At 38.9% G+C, this 24,983-nt stretch carries 30 protein-coding genes and 3 pseudogenes; 23 read left to right on the top strand and 10 right to left on the bottom strand.

Annotation, left to right across the window (positions count from 1 at the left end):
- Nucleotides 1-71: 71 nt before the first annotated feature.
- Nucleotides 72-566, bottom strand: a complete 495-nt coding sequence (locus V8V91_RS17285) for a 2'-5' RNA ligase family protein (protein ID WP_373396489.1) — start codon at nucleotides 564-566, stop codon at nucleotides 72-74.
- Nucleotides 567-669: 103 nt separating this feature from the next.
- Here V8V91_RS17285 and V8V91_RS17280 point away from each other — a divergent pair, with 103 nt between their 5' ends.
- On the top strand, nucleotides 670-1,584 hold the full coding sequence (locus V8V91_RS17280) for a universal stress protein (RefSeq protein WP_373396487.1): 915 nt from the start codon (nucleotides 670-672) through the stop codon (nucleotides 1,582-1,584).
- On the opposite strand, the gene V8V91_RS17275 is transcribed toward V8V91_RS17280, so the two are convergent.
- Together V8V91_RS17275 and V8V91_RS17270 are read right to left on the bottom strand one after the other, a co-directional pair.
- On the bottom strand, nucleotides 1,581-2,207 hold the full coding sequence (locus V8V91_RS17275) for a class I SAM-dependent methyltransferase (RefSeq protein ID WP_373396486.1): 627 nt from the start codon (nucleotides 2,205-2,207) through the stop codon (nucleotides 1,581-1,583). The genes V8V91_RS17280 and V8V91_RS17275 overlap by 4 nt on opposite strands.
- A gap of 19 nt (nucleotides 2,208-2,226) precedes the next feature.
- On the bottom strand, nucleotides 2,227-2,490 hold the full coding sequence (locus tag V8V91_RS17270; RefSeq protein ID WP_373396484.1) for a hypothetical protein: 264 nt from the start codon (nucleotides 2,488-2,490) through the stop codon (nucleotides 2,227-2,229).
- Between the two features lie 329 nt (nucleotides 2,491-2,819).
- Here V8V91_RS17270 and V8V91_RS17265 point away from each other — a divergent pair, with 329 nt between their 5' ends.
- Complete coding sequence (locus V8V91_RS17265) at nucleotides 2,820-3,017, top strand: hypothetical protein (protein WP_373396482.1); 198 nt, start codon at nucleotides 2,820-2,822, stop codon at nucleotides 3,015-3,017.
- Nucleotides 3,005-3,490 (top strand): methyltransferase domain-containing protein, encoded by a 486-nt coding sequence (locus V8V91_RS17260; protein WP_373396480.1) that lies wholly within the window; start codon nucleotides 3,005-3,007, stop codon nucleotides 3,488-3,490. The genes V8V91_RS17265 and V8V91_RS17260 overlap by 13 nt, the downstream gene beginning before the upstream one ends.
- 9 nt (nucleotides 3,491-3,499) lie before the next feature.
- Here the strand turns inward: V8V91_RS17260 and V8V91_RS17255 are convergent.
- From V8V91_RS17255 to rbfA, 7 genes and pseudogenes are all read right to left on the bottom strand, one after another.
- A pseudogene (locus tag V8V91_RS17255) lies at nucleotides 3,500-4,168 on the bottom strand (DUF3050 domain-containing protein).
- Nucleotides 4,169-4,346: 178 nt separating this feature from the next.
- Nucleotides 4,347-6,135 (bottom strand): annotated as a pseudogene (locus tag V8V91_RS17250) (ABC transporter ATP-binding protein).
- Between the two features lie 95 nt (nucleotides 6,136-6,230).
- On the bottom strand, nucleotides 6,231-6,416 hold the full coding sequence (locus V8V91_RS17245; protein WP_373396478.1) for a hypothetical protein: 186 nt from the start codon (nucleotides 6,414-6,416) through the stop codon (nucleotides 6,231-6,233).
- An 11-nt stretch (nucleotides 6,417-6,427) separates the two neighbouring features.
- A complete protein-coding gene (gene solA, locus V8V91_RS17240; RefSeq protein ID WP_373396476.1) occupies nucleotides 6,428-7,366 on the bottom strand; it encodes an N-methyl-L-tryptophan oxidase in 939 nt (312 codons plus the stop codon).
- Nucleotides 7,367-7,498: 132 nt separating this feature from the next.
- Entirely contained in the window at nucleotides 7,499-8,101 is a 603-nt protein-coding gene (locus V8V91_RS17235; RefSeq protein ID WP_373396474.1) for a hypothetical protein, read from the bottom strand.
- Nucleotides 8,102-8,277: 176 nt separating this feature from the next.
- Nucleotides 8,278-9,503 (bottom strand): annotated as a pseudogene (locus V8V91_RS17230) (FtsX-like permease family protein).
- 12 nt (nucleotides 9,504-9,515) lie between these two features.
- Nucleotides 9,516-9,899 (bottom strand): 30S ribosome-binding factor RbfA, encoded by a 384-nt coding sequence (rbfA, locus tag V8V91_RS17225; protein WP_074226057.1) that lies wholly within the window; start codon nucleotides 9,897-9,899, stop codon nucleotides 9,516-9,518.
- Between the two features lie 151 nt (nucleotides 9,900-10,050).
- Here rbfA and V8V91_RS17220 point away from each other — a divergent pair, with 151 nt between their 5' ends.
- The 20 genes from V8V91_RS17220 to V8V91_RS17125 all read left to right on the top strand — a co-directional run bounded on the left by V8V91_RS17220 (nucleotide 10,051) and on the right by V8V91_RS17125 (nucleotide 24,954).
- Nucleotides 10,051-10,560 (top strand): hypothetical protein, encoded by a 510-nt coding sequence (locus V8V91_RS17220; RefSeq protein WP_373396473.1) that lies wholly within the window; start codon nucleotides 10,051-10,053, stop codon nucleotides 10,558-10,560.
- Nucleotides 10,557-10,985 carry a hypothetical protein gene (locus tag V8V91_RS17215; protein WP_373396472.1) on the top strand — a complete coding sequence of 143 codons (429 nt, stop codon included), beginning with the start codon at nucleotides 10,557-10,559 and terminating at the stop codon, nucleotides 10,983-10,985. Before V8V91_RS17220 ends, V8V91_RS17215 begins: the two co-directional genes overlap by 4 nt.
- On the top strand, nucleotides 10,982-11,377 hold the full coding sequence (locus V8V91_RS17210; RefSeq protein WP_373396471.1) for a hypothetical protein: 396 nt from the start codon (nucleotides 10,982-10,984) through the stop codon (nucleotides 11,375-11,377). The genes V8V91_RS17215 and V8V91_RS17210 overlap by 4 nt, the downstream gene beginning before the upstream one ends.
- Before the next feature lie 227 nt (nucleotides 11,378-11,604).
- A complete protein-coding gene (locus V8V91_RS17205) occupies nucleotides 11,605-12,240 on the top strand; it encodes a LuxR C-terminal-related transcriptional regulator (RefSeq protein ID WP_373396470.1) in 636 nt (211 codons plus the stop codon).
- 156 nt (nucleotides 12,241-12,396) lie between these two features.
- Nucleotides 12,397-12,987: a DUF4255 domain-containing protein gene (locus tag V8V91_RS17200; RefSeq protein ID WP_373396469.1), complete on the top strand. Its 591-nt coding sequence runs from the start codon at nucleotides 12,397-12,399 to the stop codon at nucleotides 12,985-12,987.
- 2 nt (nucleotides 12,988-12,989) lie between these two features.
- Nucleotides 12,990-13,481: a hypothetical protein gene (locus tag V8V91_RS17195; protein ID WP_373396468.1), complete on the top strand. Its 492-nt coding sequence runs from the start codon at nucleotides 12,990-12,992 to the stop codon at nucleotides 13,479-13,481.
- A gap of 155 nt (nucleotides 13,482-13,636) precedes the next feature.
- A complete protein-coding gene (locus tag V8V91_RS17190) occupies nucleotides 13,637-13,996 on the top strand; it encodes a hypothetical protein (RefSeq protein WP_373396467.1) in 360 nt (119 codons plus the stop codon).
- A complete protein-coding gene (locus V8V91_RS17185) occupies nucleotides 13,933-15,033 on the top strand; it encodes a phage tail sheath family protein (RefSeq protein WP_373396466.1) in 1,101 nt (366 codons plus the stop codon). Before V8V91_RS17190 ends, V8V91_RS17185 begins: the two co-directional genes overlap by 64 nt.
- A gap of 35 nt (nucleotides 15,034-15,068) precedes the next feature.
- Complete coding sequence (locus V8V91_RS17180; RefSeq protein WP_373396464.1) at nucleotides 15,069-15,500, top strand: phage tail protein; 432 nt, start codon at nucleotides 15,069-15,071, stop codon at nucleotides 15,498-15,500.
- Nucleotides 15,501-15,503: 3 nt separating this feature from the next.
- Nucleotides 15,504-16,001 carry a phage tail protein gene (locus V8V91_RS17175; protein ID WP_373396462.1) on the top strand — a complete coding sequence of 166 codons (498 nt, stop codon included), beginning with the start codon at nucleotides 15,504-15,506 and terminating at the stop codon, nucleotides 15,999-16,001.
- 10 nt (nucleotides 16,002-16,011) lie between these two features.
- Nucleotides 16,012-16,182 (top strand): DUF5908 family protein, encoded by a 171-nt coding sequence (locus V8V91_RS17170; protein WP_373396460.1) that lies wholly within the window; start codon nucleotides 16,012-16,014, stop codon nucleotides 16,180-16,182.
- The gene (locus V8V91_RS17165; protein WP_373396458.1) at nucleotides 16,182-16,898 is read left to right on the top strand and encodes a LysM peptidoglycan-binding domain-containing protein; all 717 of its coding nucleotides are present in this window, start codon (nucleotides 16,182-16,184) and stop codon (nucleotides 16,896-16,898) included. The genes V8V91_RS17170 and V8V91_RS17165 overlap by 1 nt, the downstream gene beginning before the upstream one ends.
- Nucleotides 16,899-16,907: 9 nt before the next feature.
- Nucleotides 16,908-18,677, top strand: coding sequence for a type VI secretion system tip protein VgrG (gene vgrG / locus V8V91_RS17160; protein ID WP_373396456.1), 1,770 nt, complete (start codon nucleotides 16,908-16,910; stop codon nucleotides 18,675-18,677).
- A 7-nt stretch (nucleotides 18,678-18,684) separates the two neighbouring features.
- Nucleotides 18,685-18,978, top strand: a complete 294-nt coding sequence (locus tag V8V91_RS17155) for a PAAR domain-containing protein (RefSeq protein WP_373396454.1) — start codon at nucleotides 18,685-18,687, stop codon at nucleotides 18,976-18,978.
- A 156-nt stretch (nucleotides 18,979-19,134) separates the two neighbouring features.
- A complete protein-coding gene (locus V8V91_RS17150) occupies nucleotides 19,135-19,371 on the top strand; it encodes a GPW/gp25 family protein (protein WP_373396452.1) in 237 nt (78 codons plus the stop codon).
- A 31-nt stretch (nucleotides 19,372-19,402) separates the two neighbouring features.
- Nucleotides 19,403-19,630, top strand: a complete 228-nt coding sequence (locus V8V91_RS17145) for a hypothetical protein (RefSeq protein ID WP_373396450.1) — start codon at nucleotides 19,403-19,405, stop codon at nucleotides 19,628-19,630.
- On the top strand, nucleotides 19,588-20,088 hold the full coding sequence (locus tag V8V91_RS17140; protein WP_373396448.1) for a hypothetical protein: 501 nt from the start codon (nucleotides 19,588-19,590) through the stop codon (nucleotides 20,086-20,088). The genes V8V91_RS17145 and V8V91_RS17140 overlap by 43 nt, the downstream gene beginning before the upstream one ends.
- An 8-nt stretch (nucleotides 20,089-20,096) precedes the next feature.
- Nucleotides 20,097-22,376, top strand: a complete 2,280-nt coding sequence (locus tag V8V91_RS17135) for a hypothetical protein (protein WP_373396446.1) — start codon at nucleotides 20,097-20,099, stop codon at nucleotides 22,374-22,376.
- Nucleotides 22,316-22,972 (top strand): hypothetical protein, encoded by a 657-nt coding sequence (locus V8V91_RS17130; protein ID WP_373396444.1) that lies wholly within the window; start codon nucleotides 22,316-22,318, stop codon nucleotides 22,970-22,972. The genes V8V91_RS17135 and V8V91_RS17130 overlap by 61 nt, the downstream gene beginning before the upstream one ends.
- Complete coding sequence (locus V8V91_RS17125; RefSeq protein WP_373396442.1) at nucleotides 22,972-24,954, top strand: hypothetical protein; 1,983 nt, start codon at nucleotides 22,972-22,974, stop codon at nucleotides 24,952-24,954. The genes V8V91_RS17130 and V8V91_RS17125 overlap by 1 nt, the downstream gene beginning before the upstream one ends.
- Nucleotides 24,955-24,983: the final 29 nt, after the last annotated feature.

Raw genomic sequence — 24,983 nt, 5'->3', positions numbered from 1 at the left:
CAGTAATAATCACTGGTTTTTTTCTCCAAAATCAACACTTCTATGAATAAACCACCTTCCATTTGCTCTTTTTAGCAAAAAAGTTGCCTTACAGCGATTTTTTCAAAAATAGGTTGTAAATCCAAAACTTTAATAATATTTGGTATTGAATTTTTTTTCAAATCTTTAAATGCCAAAGTCATATGCGGATGATAGTTTCTATCGCTTAACTCCTCATTTAGCTTCAATTCTCTTTTGCAGAAAGTTTTCAAATTAGTTTGAAGCTGATATAAATCATCATTTCCTTTCACTTTTAAGAAGACCACTCGATTACCAAAAGTATCAATACCTCCTATGGTCAATTCTAAAGGAGAATAATCAATCATAAACTCCTGTAGCTTTTCAATTAAATAATCTTCCTTAGCTTCGTTATAAGTAAAGGGCATCTTTAGGGTAATATGCGCAGGAGATTTCAAGGCATACTTAATATTGAAATGTTCTTTCAACTCCAACTTTAACGCAGTCGCTTTTTCCTGTAATTCGCCTTCAGGAACAATTGCTAGGAAATACTTTTGAAAAATTGCCATCACTCAATTTTACCTTGAAATCTATTCTAATGTGCAAAAACAAAAAAACTATTCGAATTCCTCAATCAAACTATTAAATTGATAAGCCAAATACCAAACAGCTATGAAATACTTTTCTAAGGCCATGATTGGCCTCGATCTTACAGAAATGGACGATATCCTAATTGAAAAAACGATTGTTTTTTTAAAGTTCTTAGGAATCGATAAATGCTATTTCGTTCATGTCGCAAAAGATTTAGCAATACCTCAGGATATTTTGGAGAAATACCCCGATTTATTAGCACCGGGAGATGAGTCTCTGGAAGCATTGATTCAAGATAAATTAAAGAAGTTTAACTTCCCTGAGAATATTGAATTAGAGGTATTCGCAGAAGAAGGTAATCATCCATTGGACACATTTTTAAGATGGGCCAAGATTAAGGATGTGGACCTGATCATCATGGGTAGGAAAGAGACCTTGGAAGGAAGTGGCTCACTCGCTAAAGGAATTGCCAAAAAAGCGCCTTGCTCGATTCTTATGTTGCAGGAAAAACGTCCTCCTGGGCTTCCGAAGAAAATTATGATCCCAAGTGATTTCTCTGAACACACGCATATGATATATGATTTTGGGGAAAGAATTTCGGATGAACTTCACGCTGAGCTAGTTCCTGTTCATATGTATCATGTCCCTCATGGGTATTCCAAAACCGGCAAATCATTCGAGGAGTTTGCAGAAATTATGAAAGAAAATGCTCGTCATGACTTCCAGAAGTTTGTAAGCAAACACAATCACCCAGAATTGGAATGTCAATTTGTATTAAATGATGGACAGGATGATGGAAAAGTCTTGTTGGACGAAGCGCTTGAACTAGGAGTGGACATGGTATTATTGGGATCTAGAGGAAAAACCAAATCAGCTGCCATTTTACTTGGAAGTGTTGCTGAAAAGCTGGTTATGGTTAATAATGTATTGCCAATGTTGATCTTTAAGAAAAAGGGTGAAACCATGGGCTTTTTCGATGCCCTATTTAAAATTTAAGGTTTGGTTAAATAAAAGCATACCTGATCTCCCAAGCCCTCTTGATTATAATAGAGGGCTTTTTTTTGATACTCCTCAAATTCCTCTTTTGAAAATTCATTCGAAACTAGCTCTGGGTTAAGCGGTAGCCCCCGTTTGTACAGCTCGGTTCCCCAAAACTGAAAATCAGTAGAATCAAATTCTACCTCATTCAATTCAAAACCTACTTTTTTTGAGACCAACTCGAATCCTTTGATAGAGGGTATAATCAAATGCCTTGGAGCATCCAGTTGAACCCAAAATTCGCGCTCTTCTTTCCAAACTCGAGCGTCAGAAACAGGGGTTCTAATAAGTAGTTTACCGCCGGAACGAAGTTTTTCAAAGCAAGAATTCAAAATCTTCAAAGGATCAGACATATGTTCGAATGAATGATGCATCATGATCAAGTCAAACTTCATCTCTGATTCCTCGATGGTTTTTTTCCATATGGTAAGGTTAGGAGAGATCACTTTTTCTTGGCTCATAAATGGATCAAACCCATGTAAATCCTGATAACCAGAGGCAAAAAGTTCATAAAGGAGTTGACCGTTACCACACCCGATATCGGCAATGCGATCCGAAAGTTTCGGCCTTAATTTCTTCAACCAATACCCATAGGTGGGTTCAAATTCTTTTCTTCCACTTAAAAGAAAGCTTCAGGCGAAGGGTTTTGAACAAATTTTTCAGAGAACTGGAAGGCACAAGCTCCTGAAATGAATAATAACCTCCACTATAATAAGGAGACATATCCGAAGGGACTGTTGCCAATTGTAAAGAACCACAAGATTTACATTCCTTGTAAACAAATGCTTCACCTATTCCAAACATCTGTTCTTTTGCATTGAACTCCAATTGTTCCGAAGAACCACAAAATTTACATTTCTCCATTCAAATATTCTCTGTGTTCTGTTAGAATACCTGTTCGCCCATAGTTGGGTACAACAAAGTGTTCGATAACAACTATATTCTAGCTAAAGACAAAACTAGCCGAAATCTTAAGCTAAAAAGACAACCTTTTCAGTTTTCGATTCGGATTGGAAAATTTTTAAAAAATTATGGCCGAATAGATTCAACTCAAGCTATTTTGAAAAAAACTATATCCAGAAACGCTTAAATTCGACAAAAATCAATCTAATTGGAAAAATTAAGAAAAGAATCACCTAGGCTGATTACTTTTGGGCTTAATTGTTTTCCGAAAACGCTCACCCGAGCAATTTATGAGTTTTATTACCGATTTATTTGCTGCATCAGATAATCCCAATTCTTTAGGAGCAAAACTTAGAAATAAAAGGCAGCAAGTTTTTGAAGCCCTTTTCTTCTCTCATTTTAAAACTTCCGAATCCATAAAAATTTTGGACGTAGGGGTACTGACTATTTCTGGAAAAACAGTTCCCTACCTAAAATGCCTCAGGTAGAAATTACCCTTCTGAATTTGACCAAAGAAAAGGTAGAGCAGCCTGGGTTGAAAAGTGTAGTTGGAGATGCCACTTGTATGCCAGAATTTGAAGACCAAAGCTTTGATCTGGTATTTTCAAATTCAGTAATCGAGCACGTGTATACCTGGGAAAATCAAGTGAAAATGGCCAATGAAATCCAACGGGTAGGAAAGACTTTTTTTATTCAAACACCCAATAAATACTTCCCCATAGAGGCCCATTATGCAATCCCTTTTGCACAATATATGCCGAAGTCTATCATTTTCCCCATACTAACAAAAACAAGGTTGAGCCGGCTTCGCAAATGGGATGAACGAGATGCCCAACAATATTTGGATGAGATTTTATTACTGGATGAAAAAGGAATGAGAAACCTATTTCCAGGAGCATCGATTTATAAAGAAAAGATGTTTGGAATGGTCAAATCTCTATCTGCCCATAATCTGGGCTAATTCTTTAAATCAATTCGTATTTTTTTCTTTGATAGAACGATGGATTCCATCCCAGAGGACTTTTCTTGCCTGCAACGCTTCCCTTGCCGCTTTTTCGGATTCTTCAAATTTCTTTGGATCATCTCCCATTAAAAGGCTCACCATTCTCCAAGCCAAAGGTCCATGTTCCTCCTCATCCAAATGGATATGCCGGTCAAAAAAAGGAAAGTGTCTTCAATTTCTCAGGTTGATTTTTCACTAATTCATCCACTAGTTTTCGGAATAAATCAGGAATCAAATCTTCCCTTCCCAAGGTAAAGGAAGCCGCAACTTCGTGAGGTTTCCCTTTAGTGACCATTTCATAATTCAATTTCAGGAAAGTCCTTGCAAAGACTGGTAATTGAACTTCCTCCATCGCTTCCAAAAATTAGCTCCTGATTTCAGCTTTTGCAGCATCAAATCGATGTCATAGGTTTCTGCACCTGCTTCTTTCATTGCTCGCAAATAGAGCTCAAAATGACTACAATACCCTCCTTCACCATCTTCATCACTCTCTTCTTCCAAGACAATATCATTGATAAGTCTGGCGATCATCGGGTCTGAAGCGGGGACCCAAGGAAGATTGATTCCCGTCAATTTAACTTGCAAGGATTTTAACAAACTCATAAAGTCCCAAACTGCAAATACATGGTACTTCATGAAAATCTGAAAATCTTCCAGGCTAGTTAAGTCTTTATAAATAGGATGATCTAATAAGATTTCTCGTTCGATCTGAACAGATTGAATTAATCTTTCAAGTGGAGTACTCATACTTTTTTTGAAGAATTACGAAACGGAGCCATCCTTGGATGACAAAAAACAAAATTTCTTTTAAAACTTAGTTTTCCGCGAATTGAAGGCGTACCAAATTGGCATAAAAGCCCTCATCTTTGGTAATCAAATCCTGGTGATTTCCTTCCTCTATAATTTCTCCGTCTTTCAACACGTATATTCTATCCACTTTTCTGATGGTAGCCAGTCTATGTGCAATAATAATCGTCGTTCTGCCTTTCATTAATTCATCCAAGGCTTCTTGAACAAGCGACTCGGATTCTGCATCCAAAGAGGATGTCGCCTCATCCAAAATCAAAATAGATGGATCCTTTAATATCGCTCTTGCAATTGCCACCCGCTGTCTCTGTCCTCCGGATAGTTTGACTCCTCGTTCTCCAACCAAGGTATCTAACCCCTCTGGGAATTGACTGATAAACTGCCAAGCGTTTGCCTTCTTGGCTGCCTCCATAATTTCAGCATCTGTCGCATTTGGCTTTGCATACGAGATATTCTCCGGATCGAGCCGCCAAACAAAAGAACTTCTTGAGGAACCATCCCTACCTTGCTTCTTAGTGCTTGTAGGTCCCAATTGGTGATATTTTTATCATCTACCAGAATTTGACCACTTTGGATATCATAGAATCGAAGAAGCAATTGAATAATCGTGGATTTTCCTGCCCCTGAATGACCTGCCAAAGCTACTTTTTCTCCTGGATTGACATGGAATCTTAGGCTTTTTAAAACTTCTACTTCTGGCCTGGTAGGATAATGAAACTGCACATTTTGGAAATCGATCTTTCCCTGGAAATTCAAGGCAACATCCCCTCCTACTTGTTCTGCTTCTTCTTCCAAAATCTCCAGCACCCTTTCCGAAGATCCTATGGCTTTTTGGACCTGACCATAGATATCCCCTAATCCTGCAATAGATCCTCCGATAAAGGTGGTATACAAGACAAATGAAACCAGCTCACCTACACTCATATCCCCAGAACCTACTAGACTAGCCCCATACCACATCACGGCTACAATGCCGCCGAACAACGCAAAGATGATAAATGAGATAAATGCTCCTCTGTATTTGGCTTGCCTCAAAGCTACTCCTACTACGGAATTCAATCCTTTCCCATAGCGAGCAGACTCATATACTTCACCAACAAAAGACTTGACCGTGCTGATAGACTGCAAAGTCTCTTCTACAATCACGTTGGCAGCGCCAATTCATCTTGGGTTTTCTTGGAAAGTTTTCTGATAAACTTCCCAAAAACCATGGCGATCAACACCAATACGGGGAACGTGCCCAGCATGAACAAAGTAAGCTTCGGCGTATTGATTAATAAGAAAGCCACCCCTGCTATCAAGGTGATAATCTGTCTGAAAAACTCTGCCAGCGTAACTGAAAAGGTATCTTGAAGCAAACTTACATCCGAAGTGATTCTTGAAATTAGCTCTCCGGTTCTTCGGGTATCGAAAAACTTCATAGGCAAACGAACCATTCTAGAATACAAAGCCAATCTAATATCCCTCATGGAACGCTCAGAAACCAAGGCAAAAAGCCATACCCGAAAGAAAGAAAAAATACTCTGGACAGCTAAAATCCCTACGAGTATAAGTGCAATGGAATTAATATCTGAGACAATCCATTCTGTGCCTTGAGCAGCATCAATGAGCTTACCTGCAACAAATGGAAACGTCAATAAAGTTAAAGAAGAAAAGAGCAGGAACACCAAACCCAAAATAAAGGCCCATTTGTAGGGCATCAAAAAACGGAATATGGTTCCGATCTTTTCTAAATTCTGCTTTGACAACTTCCTCTTTTCGTGCTCTTCCAAAGCAGCGCCTCTTTGTTTTGCCATTAGACTTTCTTGGTAATTGAACAGACAAAAGTAAGAGTTTTTGGAAGTTTATCCTCCCAGATTTTAGAATTCCCTTTCCCAGAATAAAATTCCACTTATAAAATGAAACGAGGAGCCTTTTGTAATATCCTATCCGCCAAATATTCTCCCAATGCAGCGGAATGTTTGAACCCATGTCCCGAACAGGCAGAAACCATCCACTCCCGTTCATTATCCACATTTTTCTGGATAAAAAATTTTGCATCCTCACTCACTGTATAAAAGCATACTTCAGATTTCAAAAACTCTGGTTTTAACCCCTAAACCGGGGCTCAACTTGCTCCTTCCAGAACTTTTGTTGCTCCTCCTCTCCTACGTCTCTAATGATTTGGTCTGGATGGTCCACAGCTTCAAATGATTCGGTTGCCATCTTTATAGAAATCCCATCTAAACTAGGAAAGCCATAGATAAAATCCTCTGGATTCGGACCATGACCCCACATAAAAACTGGATAGTCTTTCCAATCCTCATGTTCAATTTTTACCCAATGGAGGATTTGCCTGCATATTTTAAATTTTGAACGATAGGTCTGAGATAAGAAATCCTTGATCCAACCTCCGGTACAATTGATCACAACATCTGCTACCAAACTTTCCCCTTCTATTTCCACTTGAACTTTTGAATCAAATCGTTTCTTGACCTGAAGTACTGGACTATTTCTCAAAACAATGGCTCCATTCATTTCTGCAAGATTGATTTGAGCCTGAATGGCTGCTTCAGGTTTTAAGTATCCAGCAGAATATTCAAAATAGGCAGTTCCCTCTTCCTCAAGCTGCAGTAAAGGATATTTCATTTTCAATTGATCGGAAGACATCGTTTGGTGTGCAATACCAAATTGTTCGGCTATGGTAACAGTGTTCTGGAAAAAACCATCTACTCCATGTTTGGCCCATGGCGTTTTTCCTGAATCCAATAAAACACCTCCACATTCCGTAAAAATAGCGTTTCCTGTCATCGCCTCGATTTCTCTCCATATTTCATGAGATCGTTTGACCATAGGGACGTAAGCATCCGACTCCCCTACTGCCAATCTGGTGATTCGGGTTTCGCCATGGGAAGACCCCAAACGGTGAGGAGGATCAAATCGATCAATTCCCAAAACAGAAACTCCAGCTTTTGAGAGTTGGTAAAGGCTTGCAGATCCTACTGCTCCCAAGCCGATTACTATTACCTCAAAATCCCGAAATTCCATATATGCTTTAAATGACTATAAAAAGATCCAATTTGATTTTCAAATTACAAGGAAACCAAAAAAATGGGTTAAAAACCGAAAAACTCAGTTTTTAACCCATTGGAAGGTCAAAATTCAATATGTAGGATTTTTCTACTTTTTGCCCATCTGAGCGTCAACCAATTCACGCTTTAACTTGCGTTCGCGTTCTAAGGTATTTTTTCTGTGGGAGTCAAATTCTTCTTGAACTTCTGCCAAATCCTTTTGGGCTTTCTTGATTTTTTTAAAGCTTCTCAAATATTGCATAGAGAAAAATGCAAGAGCAACCGCCAAGATTGCCACCAAAAGCCACATCATGGAACTATATACTCCTTTGTGAATGCCAATACCAAAAAATGTGAAATTGTCTTTAGCAGCAATGGCTTCTTCTTTATCTGCTTCTGCTTGCAATAATACCGTATTCATGGTACCTATTGAGTCTTTTTGACTGGAAATCTGTGTTTTAAGATCTAACACTTCCTGTCTCATGGTTCTCATAGAATCCAAAATATTGGACTTTAACCTGTCCAGGTTTGTCCGTTTAACTACCTTATACTCTTGGTAATTATTGGATACATTGTAGATATAATCAAACTGGCTATCGATCGTGCCACCATTTAGAGATCCCTGATCTGAAGAACTGTCTTGTGCTTGAGTTAGATTTCCAAGTCCTACAAACAACATCATCAAACTACAAAGGGTCAATACTTTTAACATTGGGTATTTAATTTACAAATTGGGGGATTGATATCGGGGCTTCAATAAACATGCCTCGTGGCAAAAATAACACGATTTTTTTGATCCTCTTTTTTACAAACCTTGAAAATTCAATAGTATGCCTTGATTTTCAATTGATTAAACAGGATTTATATACATTGAAAAAACCAGAACTTTCAAAGTTCCTTTACCGTGTCCACTTTGGAAGCAATAAATGCAGGTCGATAGCTCGCCAATAAGGTAATTCCAATAACAGCCAAGCTAATCCAAATAAAGTCTGTCCAGGCTATTTTCACTGGATAAGAATCGATTACTGCCGATGAAATACCCAAGGAGACCAAGCCGAATTTTTCTTGTGCCAGACAAATCAAAAAACCCAAAATCAATCCGATAATTGCTCCACTCAATGCAATCAAGGATCCTTGTTTCAAGAAAATCCTTCTGATCAATTTATCAGGAGCTCCCATGGCTTTTAAAACGGCAATATCCTTTTTCTTCTCAATGGCCAGCATACTCAATGAAAAAAGATATTAAATGACGCAATGGCTAAAATAAAAGTCAAGGTGAGAAAGACGAACAGCTTTTCTAGCTTCACAGTTCTCAATAATCCTGCATGTTGTTCATCGGTATTTTTGACTAAAAATTGAGGTCCTAGCAATTCCTTTAGGCTAGATTGTACCGAATTGATAGAATGGCTTTCCTCCACTTTAATTTCCAAGGAGGTCCTTCTATTTCCATAATTCAATAGATTTTTTGCGAATTCCAGCGGTGCAATGACATACTCATCATCAAACTGTCGCTCTATACTGAAAAAGGCAACTGGGTCTAGAATCGCCGAGGAATACAATTGATTGGGATCAATGGTAGCAGCCGATCTAGGAGCTTTGGGGTAGAAAACTTTTAATGGAACGATCACATCATTCAAATTGACCGAAAGGAAAAAGCCAACCCCTCTACCTAAAATCGCAGCAGGTCTTAAATCCGTCCCCAGGGTAGTATCTCCCCAAAAATAGCCATTTTTAAACCTGCCTTGGTCCAAGAAATTGTCTGAGACGCCTTTCAATCTTGCCACAATTTGATTCCCATTGTAATCAAACAAGGCATTGTCTTCTATCACCTCGGTCAAGACTTCCACTCCTTCCAAAGATCGAATACTATCTAACCAGTCTTCGGTTACTTCAAAACTTTTCCCCTCTGCAGCTTCTATCTTTAATTCCGCATCAAAACTGGCAAAAAGACCTCGAATTAAATCCTCCAAGCCATTAAACACCGACATCACGATTACCAATGCCATGGTACCCACGGCTACTCCAACCATGGAGATGGTGGAAAGAATCGTGATAAAGTTTCGCTTTTTCTTACTGCGAAAATATCGGCGCGCTATGAAGAAACTAAGTGTCAAAAGCCTTAAGAATTAATCCTCTGAGTCTTCATCTTCTTCCTCTGGAGCTTCCGGAATATTCAAATCGGAAATGACCTTGTCCATATGCTGCGCATAGGAAGCAGAGTCATCCGGGAAAAATGCGATCTCAGGAATGATTCGGACTGACTTTCCGATTCTTTTGGCCAATTGATGCCTGATTTCTTTTTTATGTTGGTTGATCAGCTTGTAGGTAGCATCTGGATCAGTAAGCAAAAAGCTTAAGTATACTTTTGCAAAGCCCAGGTCAGGGCTGACCAAAACGTGAGTGATGGTGATCATTGCTTTCCCTACAAGATGCTTGGCGTCTTTTTGAAAGATATCTCCAAGCTCTTTTTGGATCAATTTGGCGTATTTTTGTTGTCTTTTACTTTCCATGTGAAGTATTTGTGGTACAAATTTAGCGAAATAGTTGGGCAACCTTTAATTTCGGGCTTAGACTACCCAATACAAACTCAATTTTCCAGACATCTTGCTTAGATTTTTCAAAGTTAATGACCCTTTCAGACTCGTAGGTTTAGCAATTTACATGCTTGTACTTACTGTCATATTTCTGATATGGGATCCTTTCCCGCTTACTACCCTTCAGCTTTCCTGGATGGTGTTGGGTGAACGACTTGGACAAGGATATTTCCTTTATCAAGATATCATTGATAATACTGGGCCACTTTCAGCAGGATTTTTTACAATCGTTGACTTTATAATTGGAAGAAGCCCTTTAGCCTATGAGTTAATCGGAAGGATCTTCATTTTGTTTCAGATCATTTATTGGAATACCATCTTAATTAAATACCGGGTGTTTGATGAGAACACCTATTTGCCCGCAATGATCATGGCAGCACTTTTTCATTTCTCATTCGATATGCTTTCTTTAAACCCTGCTATGCTGGGAAGTACATTTTTGATTTTGGCTTTGGGCCAATTGTTTTCCCAAACGGTGCTTCAAAAAGAAACCAGTGAATCCACCCTCTTGATTGGTATTTATGGAGGTCTAGCAGCAGGATTTCATCCAAGTTATATTTTTTCTTACCCTATATGATTCTGACTGGGATTGCAATCAGTGGTTTTTCCTTCCGCCAACTCATGCTTTCACTGGTTGGATATACTTTGCCGATTCTTCTGATAGCCGTGTTCTATTATTGGAATGACGGCCTACAAGAGGCTATTGATATTTGGCCTCTGATATTTAAATCTTCCAGAGTTCTTTTCCAGTCATATTGGAGTTGGTTAATCATAGGTGCTTTTCCTATCCTGCTTTCCTTAGTGGGTTATTTCTTGGGAGCTGTGCTAAAAGGCTCAACTATCAACCAGCAAAAGCAAAGGCAATTGGTCATTTTATGGCTAATTTTTGCTGCAGCTGAGTTTCTGCTAATTAAAAATCAAGCGGGATATCAACTGATCATTTTTGTTCCTGGACTTTCTTATTTGATTACTCAGTTTTTCTTCACATTCGAAGAGGAATGATCCCGAATCTTGCCTTTTACTTACTTATTGTGGGCCTACCGGCATTTGCTTGGTGGTATTGGCAATCCAACGTGGACAACCCTTCCTATTTTGTTTCTGAGCAGGTAGACACATCGTTGGAAGGTAAGGAAATTATGATTTTAGGACCGGATATTTCGGGTTATCAACATGCTAAATTAGGTGGTCCGTTTCTTAATTTCGAATTGAGTAAACTCTATCTTGACCAAGACAGAGATATCCCCGAGAAAGCCAAACTTTATCAAATGCTGCAACATCAGCAGCCGAAAATCATCTTGGATCAAGAAGGCCTTTTTCAGTCTATTTTAAATAATTTTCCTGAGTTGAGCAGGCATTACCAGCCTATTGGAAACAGGAAATTTATTCTTAAATAAGCACATAGATTCTTGACATTCAGAAGGATAAAAGGTAAATTTATTCACCCTTAATTATTTTGATTTTTCTGTTATCTGACTTTTTATGTTCATTAAATTCCAATTTTTGGGAAAGCTCTCTTTTTGGGAAAAATCTATTTTCCAGAATTTCTTTGATTTGACCATTTCTCAAAGCCTACTGAACTCTCCATTTCATAGCATAATTAAAATTTTTAAACAATGATCTTATGGAAAGGCATCTAATTATCGGAAAGAAGACACTCCTGATCCAAGGGCTCCAGTTGATCCTAGAGAAAAAAAATGGTTTTAGTGTGGATTTGATTTCTTTGGATGAATTGAAAAAAAATGACCTCAAATCATTTAGGAACCTGGATTTTGTCTGGATTGATGTGATTCCAGAGCTGAACCATCTTCTAAAACTCAGCCAAAGAATTCTTAAAAGTCAACCACATCTAAAGATTTTTACCTTTGGGGATTTTAAAGACCTTCGTAGCATCAAATCAATATTAAAATCAGGAATCAACGGATATTTTCTCTCAAATTGCTGCCCTGAATGTATTTTTGAAGCAATTGAAATTACTAAAACAGGAAAGGTCTTTGTTGACCCAAAGTTGGCGGATATATTTTTTGAAAAGCTGATTCAATCTCAAGCCTCTTCTCCCAACTGTGGGCGTATTACCAAGAGAGAAAAACAAATTCTCCAATTGATAGTAGAAGAATACACCACTCATGAAATTGCCAACAAACTTTTTATAAGTTCCTGTACGGTAGAAACCCATAGATTGCATTTAATCCAAAAGATGGGGGTTAGAAATACAGCAGGACTTGTAAGAGAGGCTATCTGCGCAAATCTGGTCGACTGACATCCTTGAATTCATGGATTTTTAAAACTCAAGGTTTTCATGGACTTTAATACAGAGATTATTTCTCAACTTCATTTTTAATTTCCCTGACTTACTTCGGTAATTACTGAAGTTGGATTTTTATTTCATTCATTTTTAGCCATCGAGTTTTTCATCATGATTGATCAGGTTTTAGGTGCAGTTGTAGGTTTATTAAATGACCATATTGGAAATACAGAACCAGAAGTTCTGCTTGGAAATCTATCTTTAATCGATTCAACTCAGCAGGTATCAGAAACAAATATCTCAGACAGGGTAGTTGTGTCTGTTATAAATATTCAGGAGGAAAGTAGCCTTAGAAATAACCCTGCCAACAAGCAGATCTATGATGCAATAGGGCTTCCAAGAGGAGTTTCTAGAAACCCTGGAATTTATTTGAATGTTTTTTTATTGATCGGTGCAAACAAAGACCAGTATAATACAGGACTCCAAAGAATCTCCCAGGTGATTTCGTTTTTTCAGGCCAAATCCGTTTTTACAGAAACAGATATTCCAGGGTTAACCAATTTTGGCCTGGAAAAAATCCTGTTCGACCTACATTCTACCAGCTTCGAGGAACTCAATCAGCTCTGGGGAATTATGGGTGGAAAATACATCCCCTCTGTGGTATACAAAATGCGACTAGCCTACTTCAGCAGCATCGAGGAAGGAATGGAAGTTCCTTTAGTAAAATCCATTGATTCTCAATTCAAAAACAAACCGAGTTAATCATGGATAGGATTCTTAATAAGTTCGAAAAATTATTTTCCATAAGGTTTGCCCATGATGCATTCCCTTTTTCCGCTTCCTCTGGAGGGTATTTGACTCCTCATATCAGAATCAATCTAGATCCTCCAACAGAAAACCTATTCAGAAAACATGAAATCCAGTACCGTTGGAGAAATGATATTTTACTTTGTTTCATTAGAATCAAGAATGAGGAAGATGCTCCTTACTTCCGTTTGCCTACAAATTTTAATGCCCGTTTTTTAATCAATCTCACCAACCAGGTAAAAGCTCAAACTGAAGTGGCACCAGATCATGGTAAAGAAAATATCTACCGGTTTCGAATAAATGTAAGAGCTTCTGCAAACTCGATGAATTTGGCAGGAGCCACTTTAGGGCCAATAGTTTCCCAAGTTCCGGTCAAAATATTTAATCCGGAAATCCTGGTTCTTGGAGTACTAGTACTGAAAATCTATCGGGTCATTTCGGTGTCATAGACATAGTGACAGAAGGCTCTAGTACTCATCGATTATATACCGACGTCATAAATCAACACTTATTTTATACAACTGCCAATGGTAATGAAAACGAACACCTGTTCACCATTCATTTAAATAACTGAAGATAAACAGAAACTAAAAAATCCTTTCCAATGTCACAAATCAATGAATCCGCTATCAAGACCCCGGGAGTCTATATTAATGAAATCCCGCTCTTTCCACCTTCTGTGGCTCAAGTAGAAACAGCAATCCCCGCATTTATTGGATATACTCAAGATGCAACCAATGAAATTGGGGAGTCCCTCACTAATGTTCCAACCAAGATTTTCTCACTTAAGGAATATGAGACCTATTTTGGGAAAGCAGAAAATGAAGAGGGTATTGAAGTAACTATTGTAAGAGAGACCCTTGCTGCAGATGCAACCATCACAACACCTTCCCCTTCACCATGTATTACAACCTTAGGATGTATTTCATCAATGGTGGAGGTCCTTGCTACATCATTTCCATAGGAAGCAGTTCTTCAGCCACTCCAGATCCTGAACATTATGACAATGGGCTATTGGCATGTGAAGCCGAAGACGAACCAACTATCATCGTTTTTCCTGACGCCATTCACAACCTCAATAGTGGAGATTATTATACCTTAATTTCTTCCTCCATTGACTTATGTGCTAGATTACAAGACCGATTTACCCTAGTAGACATTCATACTCCGGGAACCAATAATACCACTACGATCAGTGACTTTAGGACTGCATTTACCAAAAATGATAATCTTACTTACGCAGCAGTCTATTATCCTTCTCTGAAAACCACTTTTGATTTTGAATATGATGAAGCGGAAGTAGATGTAATCATCAATACTGGAGGAGCTGATGCTGGAGCTGTTACCTTGGCTTCTCTTCGCACAGGTGAAACTGCTATTTATAATGCCTGCTTGGCAAAAATCAGGGAAAAATTAAGCCCCACCTTGCCTCCATCCTCTGCCATGGCTGGGGTATATGCCAAGGTGGATGGATCTAGAGGCGTTTGGAAAGCTCCTGCCAATGTTTCTTTGAATGCAGTGTATGACCTTACAGCCAAAATCAGCGAAGCCGAACAAGGAGGAATGAATATCGATCCCACTACTGGAAAATCAGTAAATGCCATCCGGATGTTCCAAGGCAAAGGATTTTTGGTTTGGGGAGCAAGAACTTTGGCAGGTAATGACAACGAATGGAGATATGTCAATGTCAGAAGGTTCTTCATTATGGTAGAAGAATCCTCTAAAAAAGCCACCATGCAATTTGTATTTGAACCCAATGATGCCAACACCTGGGTGAAATTAAGAGCAATGCTGGAGAATTATTTGACCCTTTTATGGAGACAAGGCGCATTGGCAGGAGCAAAACCTGAACATGCCTTTTATGTAAGGTGCGGACTTGGTCAAACAATGACTGCACAGGACATTTTGGAAGGAAGACTAATAGTCGAAATCGGGATGGCTGCAGTCCGTCCGGCAGAGTTCATTATCCTACGTTTTTCTCACAAAATGCAGGAATCTTAATTGTTAATTCCTAAAAACTTTAAACCAATATCATCATGGCTAATTATCCTCTTCCTAAGTTTCATTTTCAAGTTGATTGGGGCGGAACAAAAATCGGATTCACCGAAGTAACTGGTCTCGAAGTAAGCATCGAGCCAATTGAATATAGAGACGGTGCAAGCCCGGAATATTCAAAAATCAAAATGCCGGGAATGCAAAGTTTTTCAAATATCACACTCAAACGAGGCATTTTTAAAAGTGACAATGAATTTTACCTATGGTGGAATACAGTTGCATTAAATACCATTGAAAGAAGGGATCTAATTATTTCTCTTTTAGATGAAACCCATGCCCCCGTGGTTGTCTGGAAAGTGAAAAATGCCTGGCCGATCAAAGTTCAATCTACGGATTTGAATGGCACAGGAAACGAAACTGCCATTGAGACCATGGAAGTGGCTCATGAAGGATTGACTATCGCAAACGAATAATCTATGTTTCCTTATCCACCAGTAGGTTTTCATTTTTCAGTGGTTTTCCAATTATTCCCACAAACCCCAAATGATTTTCGGTTTCAGGAAGTGAGTGGTTTAGATATGGAGATGCAAATGGAAAACATAGTTGAAGGAGGCCAAAACCGATTTGTATGGGAACTACCTGTTAGAGCAAAATATTCCGACCTAGTTCTGAAAAGAGGGATGTTTATTGGCTCAGGGATTTTAATGTGGTGCAAAAATGCCTTTGAAAATTTTGTATTCGAACCAGTGAACATCATCATTTGCTTGCTAAACGATAAGCATATCCCCATCCAATCCTGGTATGTGGTCAATGCAATCCCCAAGAAATGGGCTGTTTCTAGTTTCAATGCCGAGCAAAACACCATAGTAATAGAATCCATAACGCTGAGTTATCAATATTTCAACATCATCAGTCTGGATTCTGCCATTTCAATGGCCGGCAATATCAGTGCATCAGGTAGTATAGGAATATAATCCCTTCATTATGCCCATCGAAATACGAGAACTGCAAATTAAGGCAGCAATAGGATCAAGCAATAGCAATCCGAGTTCCCAGACTTCAAAGCCTGCGGAACTGGATCGTATGAAGCAAGAAATAGTAAAAGAGGTGACGGAAAATGTTTTGAGAATGATCCAATTAAAACTTGAAAGGTAATGTTAGACTTAAGTCAAAAAGCTGAAAAATTATTTGTCCAGGCCTATCGGGATGCAGAATACCAAGAGGAGGTTTCTGGGAATAAATTTAATGCCTTAGTCAATCCTGCTAGTTACAGTGTATCCTACAAATTTGAATTCGATGAAACCCAGGCTCCTGGTACCTCTGGAACCAATATGAAATTCAATCGAATTCTTCCTGGAGACTTTAATTTTGACTTTTTATTCGATGGAACTGGCGTAGTAAAAGATATGTCGGTATTGAGTTTAGGTATTGCCAATCCATTTGAAAAACCAGGAACAGTTACCGAACAAATAGAAGAGTTCAAACGCAAAATCATTGATTACCAGTCTGAAAAACATAGACCTTATTACTTAAAAATTCATTGGGGAGAACTCTTGTTTAAAGGTGTTCTCAAGCAAATGGATATAGAATACAAGGTTTTTGCCCCAGATGGAAAACCTATCAGAGCCATCGCCAAATGCCAATTTGCTGAAAGTATTGCCGATGTAGAAAGGGCTGCCAGGGAAAATAAAGAAAGCCCCGACATCACACATGAAAGGAAATTTGAAGGGACTGATCGATTGGATTTATTGACAGAAAAAATCTATGAAAAGAACTCTTACTATATCCAGGTGGCTGAATTCAATTCCCTGGACAGTTTTAGAAAAATCAATGCTGGATCAAAAATCTATTTTCCTCCATTAGCTAAATAATTTATCCTCATGATCGCCTCTGTAAACAATGGACTTGTTACCTCGAAAATCCTATTGGGAGATGCCCCTTTTTCCAATCCTGATCAAGAAGTGTCTGGACAGGTTCAGGTTTTAGAGATCGTAGTTTACCAAGAGCTCAATAAAATTCCATATGCCACAATAAAATTAGCAGATGGATCCGCAGCTGATTCAGATTTTGAGATTGGCAATAGTGGAGAGTTTGCATTGGGAAAAAGCATAGATATTCAAATAGGTTACAACGCAGATGACACTTCAGTATTCAAGGGAATTATCGTCGCAAATTCACATAGTGTTTATGCCAACAAATCTACCCTGATACTTACCTGCAAACATGAGTCTGTAAAAATGACCGTATCTCCGAAAAGCAGGCACTTTAATGATCTTGCTGACAATGATGTAGTCGAGCAGTTATTGAGTGAAAACGGGTTGACTGATATGGATATCCCATCCTTCGGGACCACACAAGAGCAACTTCTTCAAGCCAATGTGACTGATTGGGATTTTGCATTGGGGAGAATTGATTCCAATGGTATGGCCTGTTTGATTGATGGCTCACAATTCAAGGTGTTTAAGCCTGACCCATCCCTTGATCCAGTGGAAACCTTGACCTATGGATCCAATATATTGGCTTTTAAATCAGAATCTGATATCCGTTCTCAAGCGACTGCTGTAAAGGCATTTTCTTGGGATTTTGCCAATCAATCAGTCCTTGAGACCGAAGGAACTGATCTTTCCTCGGCATCCCCAGGCAATATCACAGATTCCAATATCGCCGAAATCAATGGTCAAGAGTTTGAAATCAGAACATCAGGAAAATTTTCCAATGAGGCTTTGCAAGGGCTGGCAGATTCAAAAAGGCATAAACAGTCTCTATCCAAAATAAAAGGCAAAGTGTCTTTTCCCGGAAGTTCAGGAGTCAAACCCGGAGATTGGATTATGTTGGAAGGGCTTGGTGATCAGTTCAACGGAAAAGCATTCGTGAGTGCTGTTCAACATGAATTACGTCAGGGTAATTGGGAAACTGAAACCACTATTGGCTGGCAAGAGGATTTTTTTACAGAGAAATTCAATCAATCATCCATCAGTTCTTCATCTGGTCAATTTTCTAGAATTCAAGGACTTCACATAGGCATAGTGACGGATATTATAGATCCTATGGGTGAAGGTAGGGTTAAAGTCAGATTTCCCTTAGTCAACCCCAATGATGCTGGAATTTTTGCAAGAGTTGCCACTTTGGACGCAGGAGAAAATAGGGGGACATTTTTCCGACCTGAGATAGATGACGAGGTAATTGTTGGTTTCATCAATGATGACCCCTCACAGCCTGTGATTTTAGGAATGGTACATAGTAGTGCGAAACCTTCTCCAATTGACCCCGAAGAACCAAACGACAAAAAGGGCTATGTCTCCAGATCAGAAATAAAAATAACCATTCATGACGGTGATAAAAGTATTGTTATAGAAACCCCAGGAGGAAGGAAACTCACCATGGATGACACAGCAGAAATTGTGCAAGTGGAAGATGCTTCAGGAAATGTCTTAACGATGGATGACAGCGGAATTATCTTGGATTCTCCTATGGAAATAACCCTAAAAGCAGGATCTACCATCAGTTTTGCCGCACCGGAAATAGCAATTAAAGCCGATGCAAATCTAAGTGCCGAAGCTTCTGCTGGTTTAAGTTTTAAAAGTAACGGTACTACAGATGTGGAGGGAGCTATGGTAAATATTAAAGGAAGCCTTGTCAAAATAAATTAATGATAAAATGCCTTTAGCAGCTAGAATATCAGATATGCATACTTGTCCCATGTTGACTCCGGGAGGAACTCCCCATGTCGGAGGCCCTATTCTTCCTGCTGGAGAACCAACCGTGTTGATAGGAGGATTACCAGCTGCAAGACTTGGCGATTTAGCTACATGTGCGGGACCTCCAGACACCATTATTACAGGCTCATCTTCGGTGATGATTGGAGGAATGCCTGCAGCTAGAATGGGAGATTCCACAGCACATGGTGGAGTGATAATTATTGGATGTCCAACTGTAATGATAGGAGGATAACGCTATGGATAAAATGAATAAATCTTTTTTGGGAAGGGGTTGGAGTTTTCCTCCTCAATTTGACAATGTAGGAGCAAAGACTAAAATGCTCAGTGAGGAAAATGATATTCAAAGTAGCCTTGAAATACTCCTTTCTACCAAGAGGGGGAAAGAGTCATGCGCTCAGATTATGGATGCAACCTACATGAATTGGTATTTGAGCCGCTGACGACCACATTCAAAACCTATATCATTGACTTAATCCAAACGGCAATTTTATACCATGAGCCCAGAATCGAAGTAGAAAAAATTGAATTAGATGACACAGGGGAGCTTGAAGGAAAGATCCTCATCACAATTACCTACAAAGTAAGAACGACGAATTCGAGGTTCAACTTTGTATCCTTTTTATAAAACTGAAGGTAGTGAATTGAAATAAAGAAAGATGGCTTGCAATGACAAAAATCCATTGATCAGAGAAGGGGAAGATAGATTGACTAGAAAGCTCCTCTCCCTCCCTCCCACTTTTGCCAAGGTGGATGATCGATCTATGGAGGAACTGATACTTTTTGCAAAAAATTATGCTTCTTATCTCAAGTATAAAAACACGGACAATAATGATCAGGGAACTTGGGAGCCCTTGATGAAAATGGACATATCGGTGGTTTTTTAGTCTTATTGGCAATGGACTTACTACAGCTATCCGATTACCTCAAACTGCTCCGAAAAAATACCAAGTTGGCCATTGATGCTTCGGATGACAGTGAATCTAGCTTACAATTCAAATTTATATTTGACTTGATTTTTTCCATCGCCAAGACCATCGATGAACAATGTGGATTATTAAAGGAGGAACCCGATTACCAAAAGAAGATTGAATCAATTATCAACTCTAAATTAAATTCTCCATTTTCTAGATTATCAAACTTTAGAACGAGCCAATTGGCTTTGATCGATGGTTCAGAGCAAACTGACCCTTCCTCCCCTATTCAAACCATTAATTCAAACGACCCGCTTGACTTAGATTATTTTTCACTCACCTCTGAGGTGTTGAATATGACCGTTCGGGAGCTTCCATCCATGAAAAAATCAGTCATATTATCAACCATAATATTTTCAACAACCAAATAACCGCGTTTTTGGGAGGAACCTCCTCTATTATTCAAAGTGCCAAGGAATTACTAGAGGCTTCACTATCCACCTACTCCTACCATGAACCACATTATGGACTCTTTCTTGCGTTTTTGAAGCTTTTCAAAGCTGCACAGGAAAGTCTAAATAATTTTACAAAAAGGCACCTTGATTTCTATTACAAAGATGTTTTAAGGCTAAAAAACAAAAAACCTGTTCCTGACCAAGCTCATTTAACTTTTGAACTTCAGAAGCATATTCTACAGCACCAGCTTCAAAAAGGAACGCTGTTTAAAGGAGGGAAAGACTTAAATGGGAATGAAATGAGCTATGGTCTACTGGAGGATGTAGTCTTCAACCAGGCCCAAGTTCAAGAAATCAAAGCCTTTCAAATCCATAAAAAAAATCTGCTAGCCTTCCCCATTGTTAATAGTGCAGATGGAAAAGGGGAGAAATTTGAAGGTGATGACAAGAGCTGGTTTGCCTTTGGAGATCAAAAGTCTGAACCTACTCAAGATGCAGGGTTTGCCATCGCTTCCAACTTACTTTTTCTGAAGGAAGGAGAACGTACTATCACCATTACAGTAAATTTCACCAATCCATTAAAGTCCAAAACAGGCTCTCTTTCATCTGGTTACCAAAAGCTAATTCCTTTCCAAGTCAGTTTGACGGGAGAAAAAGATTGGTTGATAAAAAATGTGGATGCCAAGTTCACAGAAAATCAAAAAACCTTGATTTTGGAGTTTTCACTAGGTGTGGAAGAACCCTCAATCATTCCATATTCTGAAAAAAACCACAAGAAAAATTTTCTCACAGCTTTACCACTTCTAACAGCCACGCTGGACCAAAAGAATAGCAATATGTGGTATGCTGATCTGATGAACAATCCACTCAATTCCGTTCAACTTTCTGTAGATGTTGTTGGTGTAAAAGATTTGGCTCTCAGTAGTGATGGAGGCTCCATTGATGCCTCAAAACCTTTCAAGCCATTTGGAGACTTTCCAAAACTTCATGCAGGATTCTATATAGGTTCCAAAGAGATTTTTCAGAAAAGGTTAGATTCTCTCACTGTAAAATTCCCCATTTCGGATCCCGTTACTTGTCAATACTTGCATGGGAATAGTTGGGATACTTATCCAAATACTAAATCAGGACCATCTTATTCCATCCAACAAAACTCCGATGGTAATTTGCTAAAAGTAACCAATATGGATTTTGGTGCCAATTCCTTCTTACAGGCCACAACCTTCGAAGGAATTTTAAAATTCAGGTTGGACACTTCAATTTATTCCTTGGCCAGTTTCATGGATGACGTAAATGAGGCTTTGGATAAGGTGGTCATCAATTCGCAGCAAGGTACTCCTATTGAAGGTCCAGCTAGGGTTACAGTCACCCCTAGGTCATCTGAAGAAATAACTGATTTTACCCCCATCAGTAAGGGAATCAATGATCTCTTGGATATTAGTTCCATGTTTGGTCAAAGCAAAGTGTCTGGAAATTCTGTTCCTGTCCCTAATGAATTGATTTCAGAATCTTTTTCAATAGACTATTCGGCTTCAGAGTTTATTCCTACCGAAGGATTAAATCCCCGTCATACTTTCTTCCATTTGACCCCTTTTGGATACGGTCAGCCTATTTCCGATGAAAATTTGTCTTTAGTCCCAAGATTCAATCAAAAGGGCGAGCTATTGATTGGAATTGCAAAAGCAGAAGTTCCTACGACTATAAACTTCCTGTTTCTACTTTCTGAGGGCAGTTCGAATCCTTTGAAAATGGAGGAACAAGTCCAATGGTCTTACTTGGATCACAATGGAGCTTGGCAACAGTTGGAATCAAATAAAGTGGAAGATGGAACCATCAACCTGACGAGGTCTGGAATTGTCACTATCAGTTTTCCCAAAGATGCTGGTAAAATTCATACTTCTTTATCCACTGATCTCCTTTGGCTAAAGGTTTCTGTTTCGGACAATACAGATGCTGTTTGTAAAGTTATAGACGTCAAAGCCCAAGCGGCAATGGTTGAATTGGTTCAAAATGAATCTGAAAATGTCGAATTCAGGAGTACACTGCCCTCAGGAACCATCAGCAAATTAAAACGATCTGACAGTGCCATTAAATCCGTTAATCAGCCTGCAGATTCTTTTGGAGGAAGGGAAAGAGAGTCTGATGAGGACCAATACCAACGGGTAAGCGAGCGATTACGACATAAGCAAAGGTCTATTACCATGTGGGATTACGAGCATTTGGTATTAGAGGAATTCCCTCTATTTATCAGGTCAAATGTCTGAACCATACTGGATTTTATGAGAAAAATGGGGAGCAAATCTTTTGCGAAAATTATCCTGGTCATATCACGGTAATCTGTATTCCAGATCTCAAAAATAAATCCAATATCAATCCGCTCACCCCCTACACACCAATTGGTATACTGACCGACATTGATTTGTTCTTGGCCAAAATCAAAAATCCATTTGCCTCTCTTCATGTCGTCAACCCTAAATTTGAAGAGGTCCAATTGGATTTCGAAGTCCACTTCCATGATCACATGGATGAAGTATTTTATAGGAATTTGTTGGACATGGAAATTGAAAAATTCTTATGCCCATGGGCCTGGGACAATGATAAAAAAATCAATTTTGGAGGAAAGGTTTCCAAATCAGCCTTAATCAATTTTGTGGAGGAAAGGCCTTACGTGGATTTTTTAAGCTGTTTCAAGTTAAACCATATCATCCGCGATAATGAGGGGAATATTGAAAAGTTTCAATATGATGTAGAGGAGGTACTAGCTACTACCTCCAGATCGGTTTTGGTTTCTCATTATGATGAATCCAATTTGAGTTCTCCAAGACATCTCATTAAAGTAATCCAAACTTGTGACTGCTGATGAAAACCTCTCCTACCATATCCAAAAACCCAACGTTAGCCCATTCTCTGGACTATGAACGATTGCGCAAGGAAGGACTGGAATACATCGAGTCCCTTTCAAGTGACATCTGGACTGATTACAATACTCATGATCCCGGAATTACCATTTTAGAAGCCCTTTGTTATGCCATCACCGAATTGGGATACCGGGTAAATTTTGACATCAAAGATCATCTGACAGAAGCGAGCGGACAAACATGCTTTACAGCAAGGGACATATTGACTACTGCTCCATTAACAATTTCTGATTATCGTAAGCTTCTGATAGACCTTCCTGGAATCAATAACGCCTGGCTCTTTACAGATGGGAAACAGGAAGTCCCTATCTACCTCAATTGTGAAGATGACATGCTACAGTATGAGGCAAACAAGCATCCTCTTTCGCTGAAAGGTTTATATACAGTCCTGTTGGACCTTTCGGTTGATTTGGAATTAGGAGATATGAATTCTGGCGATATTGTTTTAGAAAACAGTGTCTTCCCTTTTTCTCCTACCGAAGAAATAGAATCAGGAGAATTTCAGGTCAAATATGAATTTCCAAGCATCAATGAAGTAGACAAAAGGATCCTTGATACAGCCTATACCGGATTTACATTAGAGAAAAACCCTAGTACTCTTTGGTCATATACATTTAAAATTGAACTGGAAGATGGAGAGACCGTAAACTTGAATTTTAGGGTAACCATCCCTAAAAATCCTTCTCAAGGGAAAATACAGGACAGCCATGTGGAATTAATGCTTCAGGATAGTGGATATGTGGATTTGGTTTTAAATACCTATCTCACAAAACTTTCGAAATCAAACATACTAGTCAAAAGCTGTATTAAATCACTCCATGAAAACAGAAATCTATGCGAGGATTTTGTCAGTGTGAAACCCATCAATTCTGAGGAAGTTGCATTTTGTTTTGATGTGGTAGTCAGCCCAGAAATAGACATAGAAAAAGTACAGGCAGAAATTTATTTTACCATTGAAAACTACCTCAATCCTCCAGTCACCTTCTACCCACTTAACCAACAATTAAAAAAGGGAATTCCTGTAGAGGAAATCTTTGAAGGCCCTAAACTGGGACATGGTTTTATAGATACTGAGGAATTGGAAAATGCCCAATTGAAAAAGGTGATCTATGCATCTGATATCATCAATTTATTGATGGATCTGGAAGGAGTCAGGGAAATTAAGAATTTCTTAATGACAAAATATGACACTAATGGAAAACCTGTTCCAGGTCAAATGGGAATGTCATGGTGCCTACCTATTTCTCCAATGCATAAACCGGTTCTTAGTTCCGATTTTTCCAAAATTTTGTTTTTTAAAGATGGATTTCCATTTCTTTCCAGGTACGAAGAAGTACGAGATACCGTTCATCTGCTTCATGCACAAAATAATGCAGGAAAACTGATTCCAACGTTTGAAGACCTTCCAATCCCCAAAGGAAATCAGAGAGATACCTTGAGTCATTGGCCCATTCAATACGACCTTCCATTGGTTTATGGAGTGGGAGAATATGGACTCCCTCCTGAACCCTCTGATTTGAGGAAAGCCCAACAGTTACAACTGAAAGGGTATTTAATGTTTTTCGAGCAACTGTTAGCAGATTTCCTGGCCCAATTGACAGAAGCAAAAAACCTCTATTCAACGGATGCTATCCGTCAAACCTACTATTCCCAATACTTGGGTGCCATCAAAGAAGTGGGAGACATCCTTCATCCAGACATGGAGAAGGCTTTGGCGAATGATCCAGGTGACCCAGTCAGTCAAGAGCTTTGGCAAAAGCTATATGAAAACAACAACCAATTTCTGGAAAGAAGAAATCGATTTTTGGATCACTTATTAGCCCGGTTTGCTGAATCATTCAGTGATTATTCCTTATTGATGTACCGGATTAATCTGGAAAATATTAGTCTGGAAAAATTGAACCGGAGGAAATCATCGAGGTAAAAAGAAATACTCTTCAGAGTTATCCTGAA

The organism is Algoriphagus halophilus, assembly GCF_041729275.1.
GTDB classification, from domain to species: Bacteria; Bacteroidota; Bacteroidia; order Cytophagales; family Cyclobacteriaceae; genus Algoriphagus; species Algoriphagus halophilus_A.
This window is presented reverse-complemented; position numbering and strand designations above follow the sequence as displayed.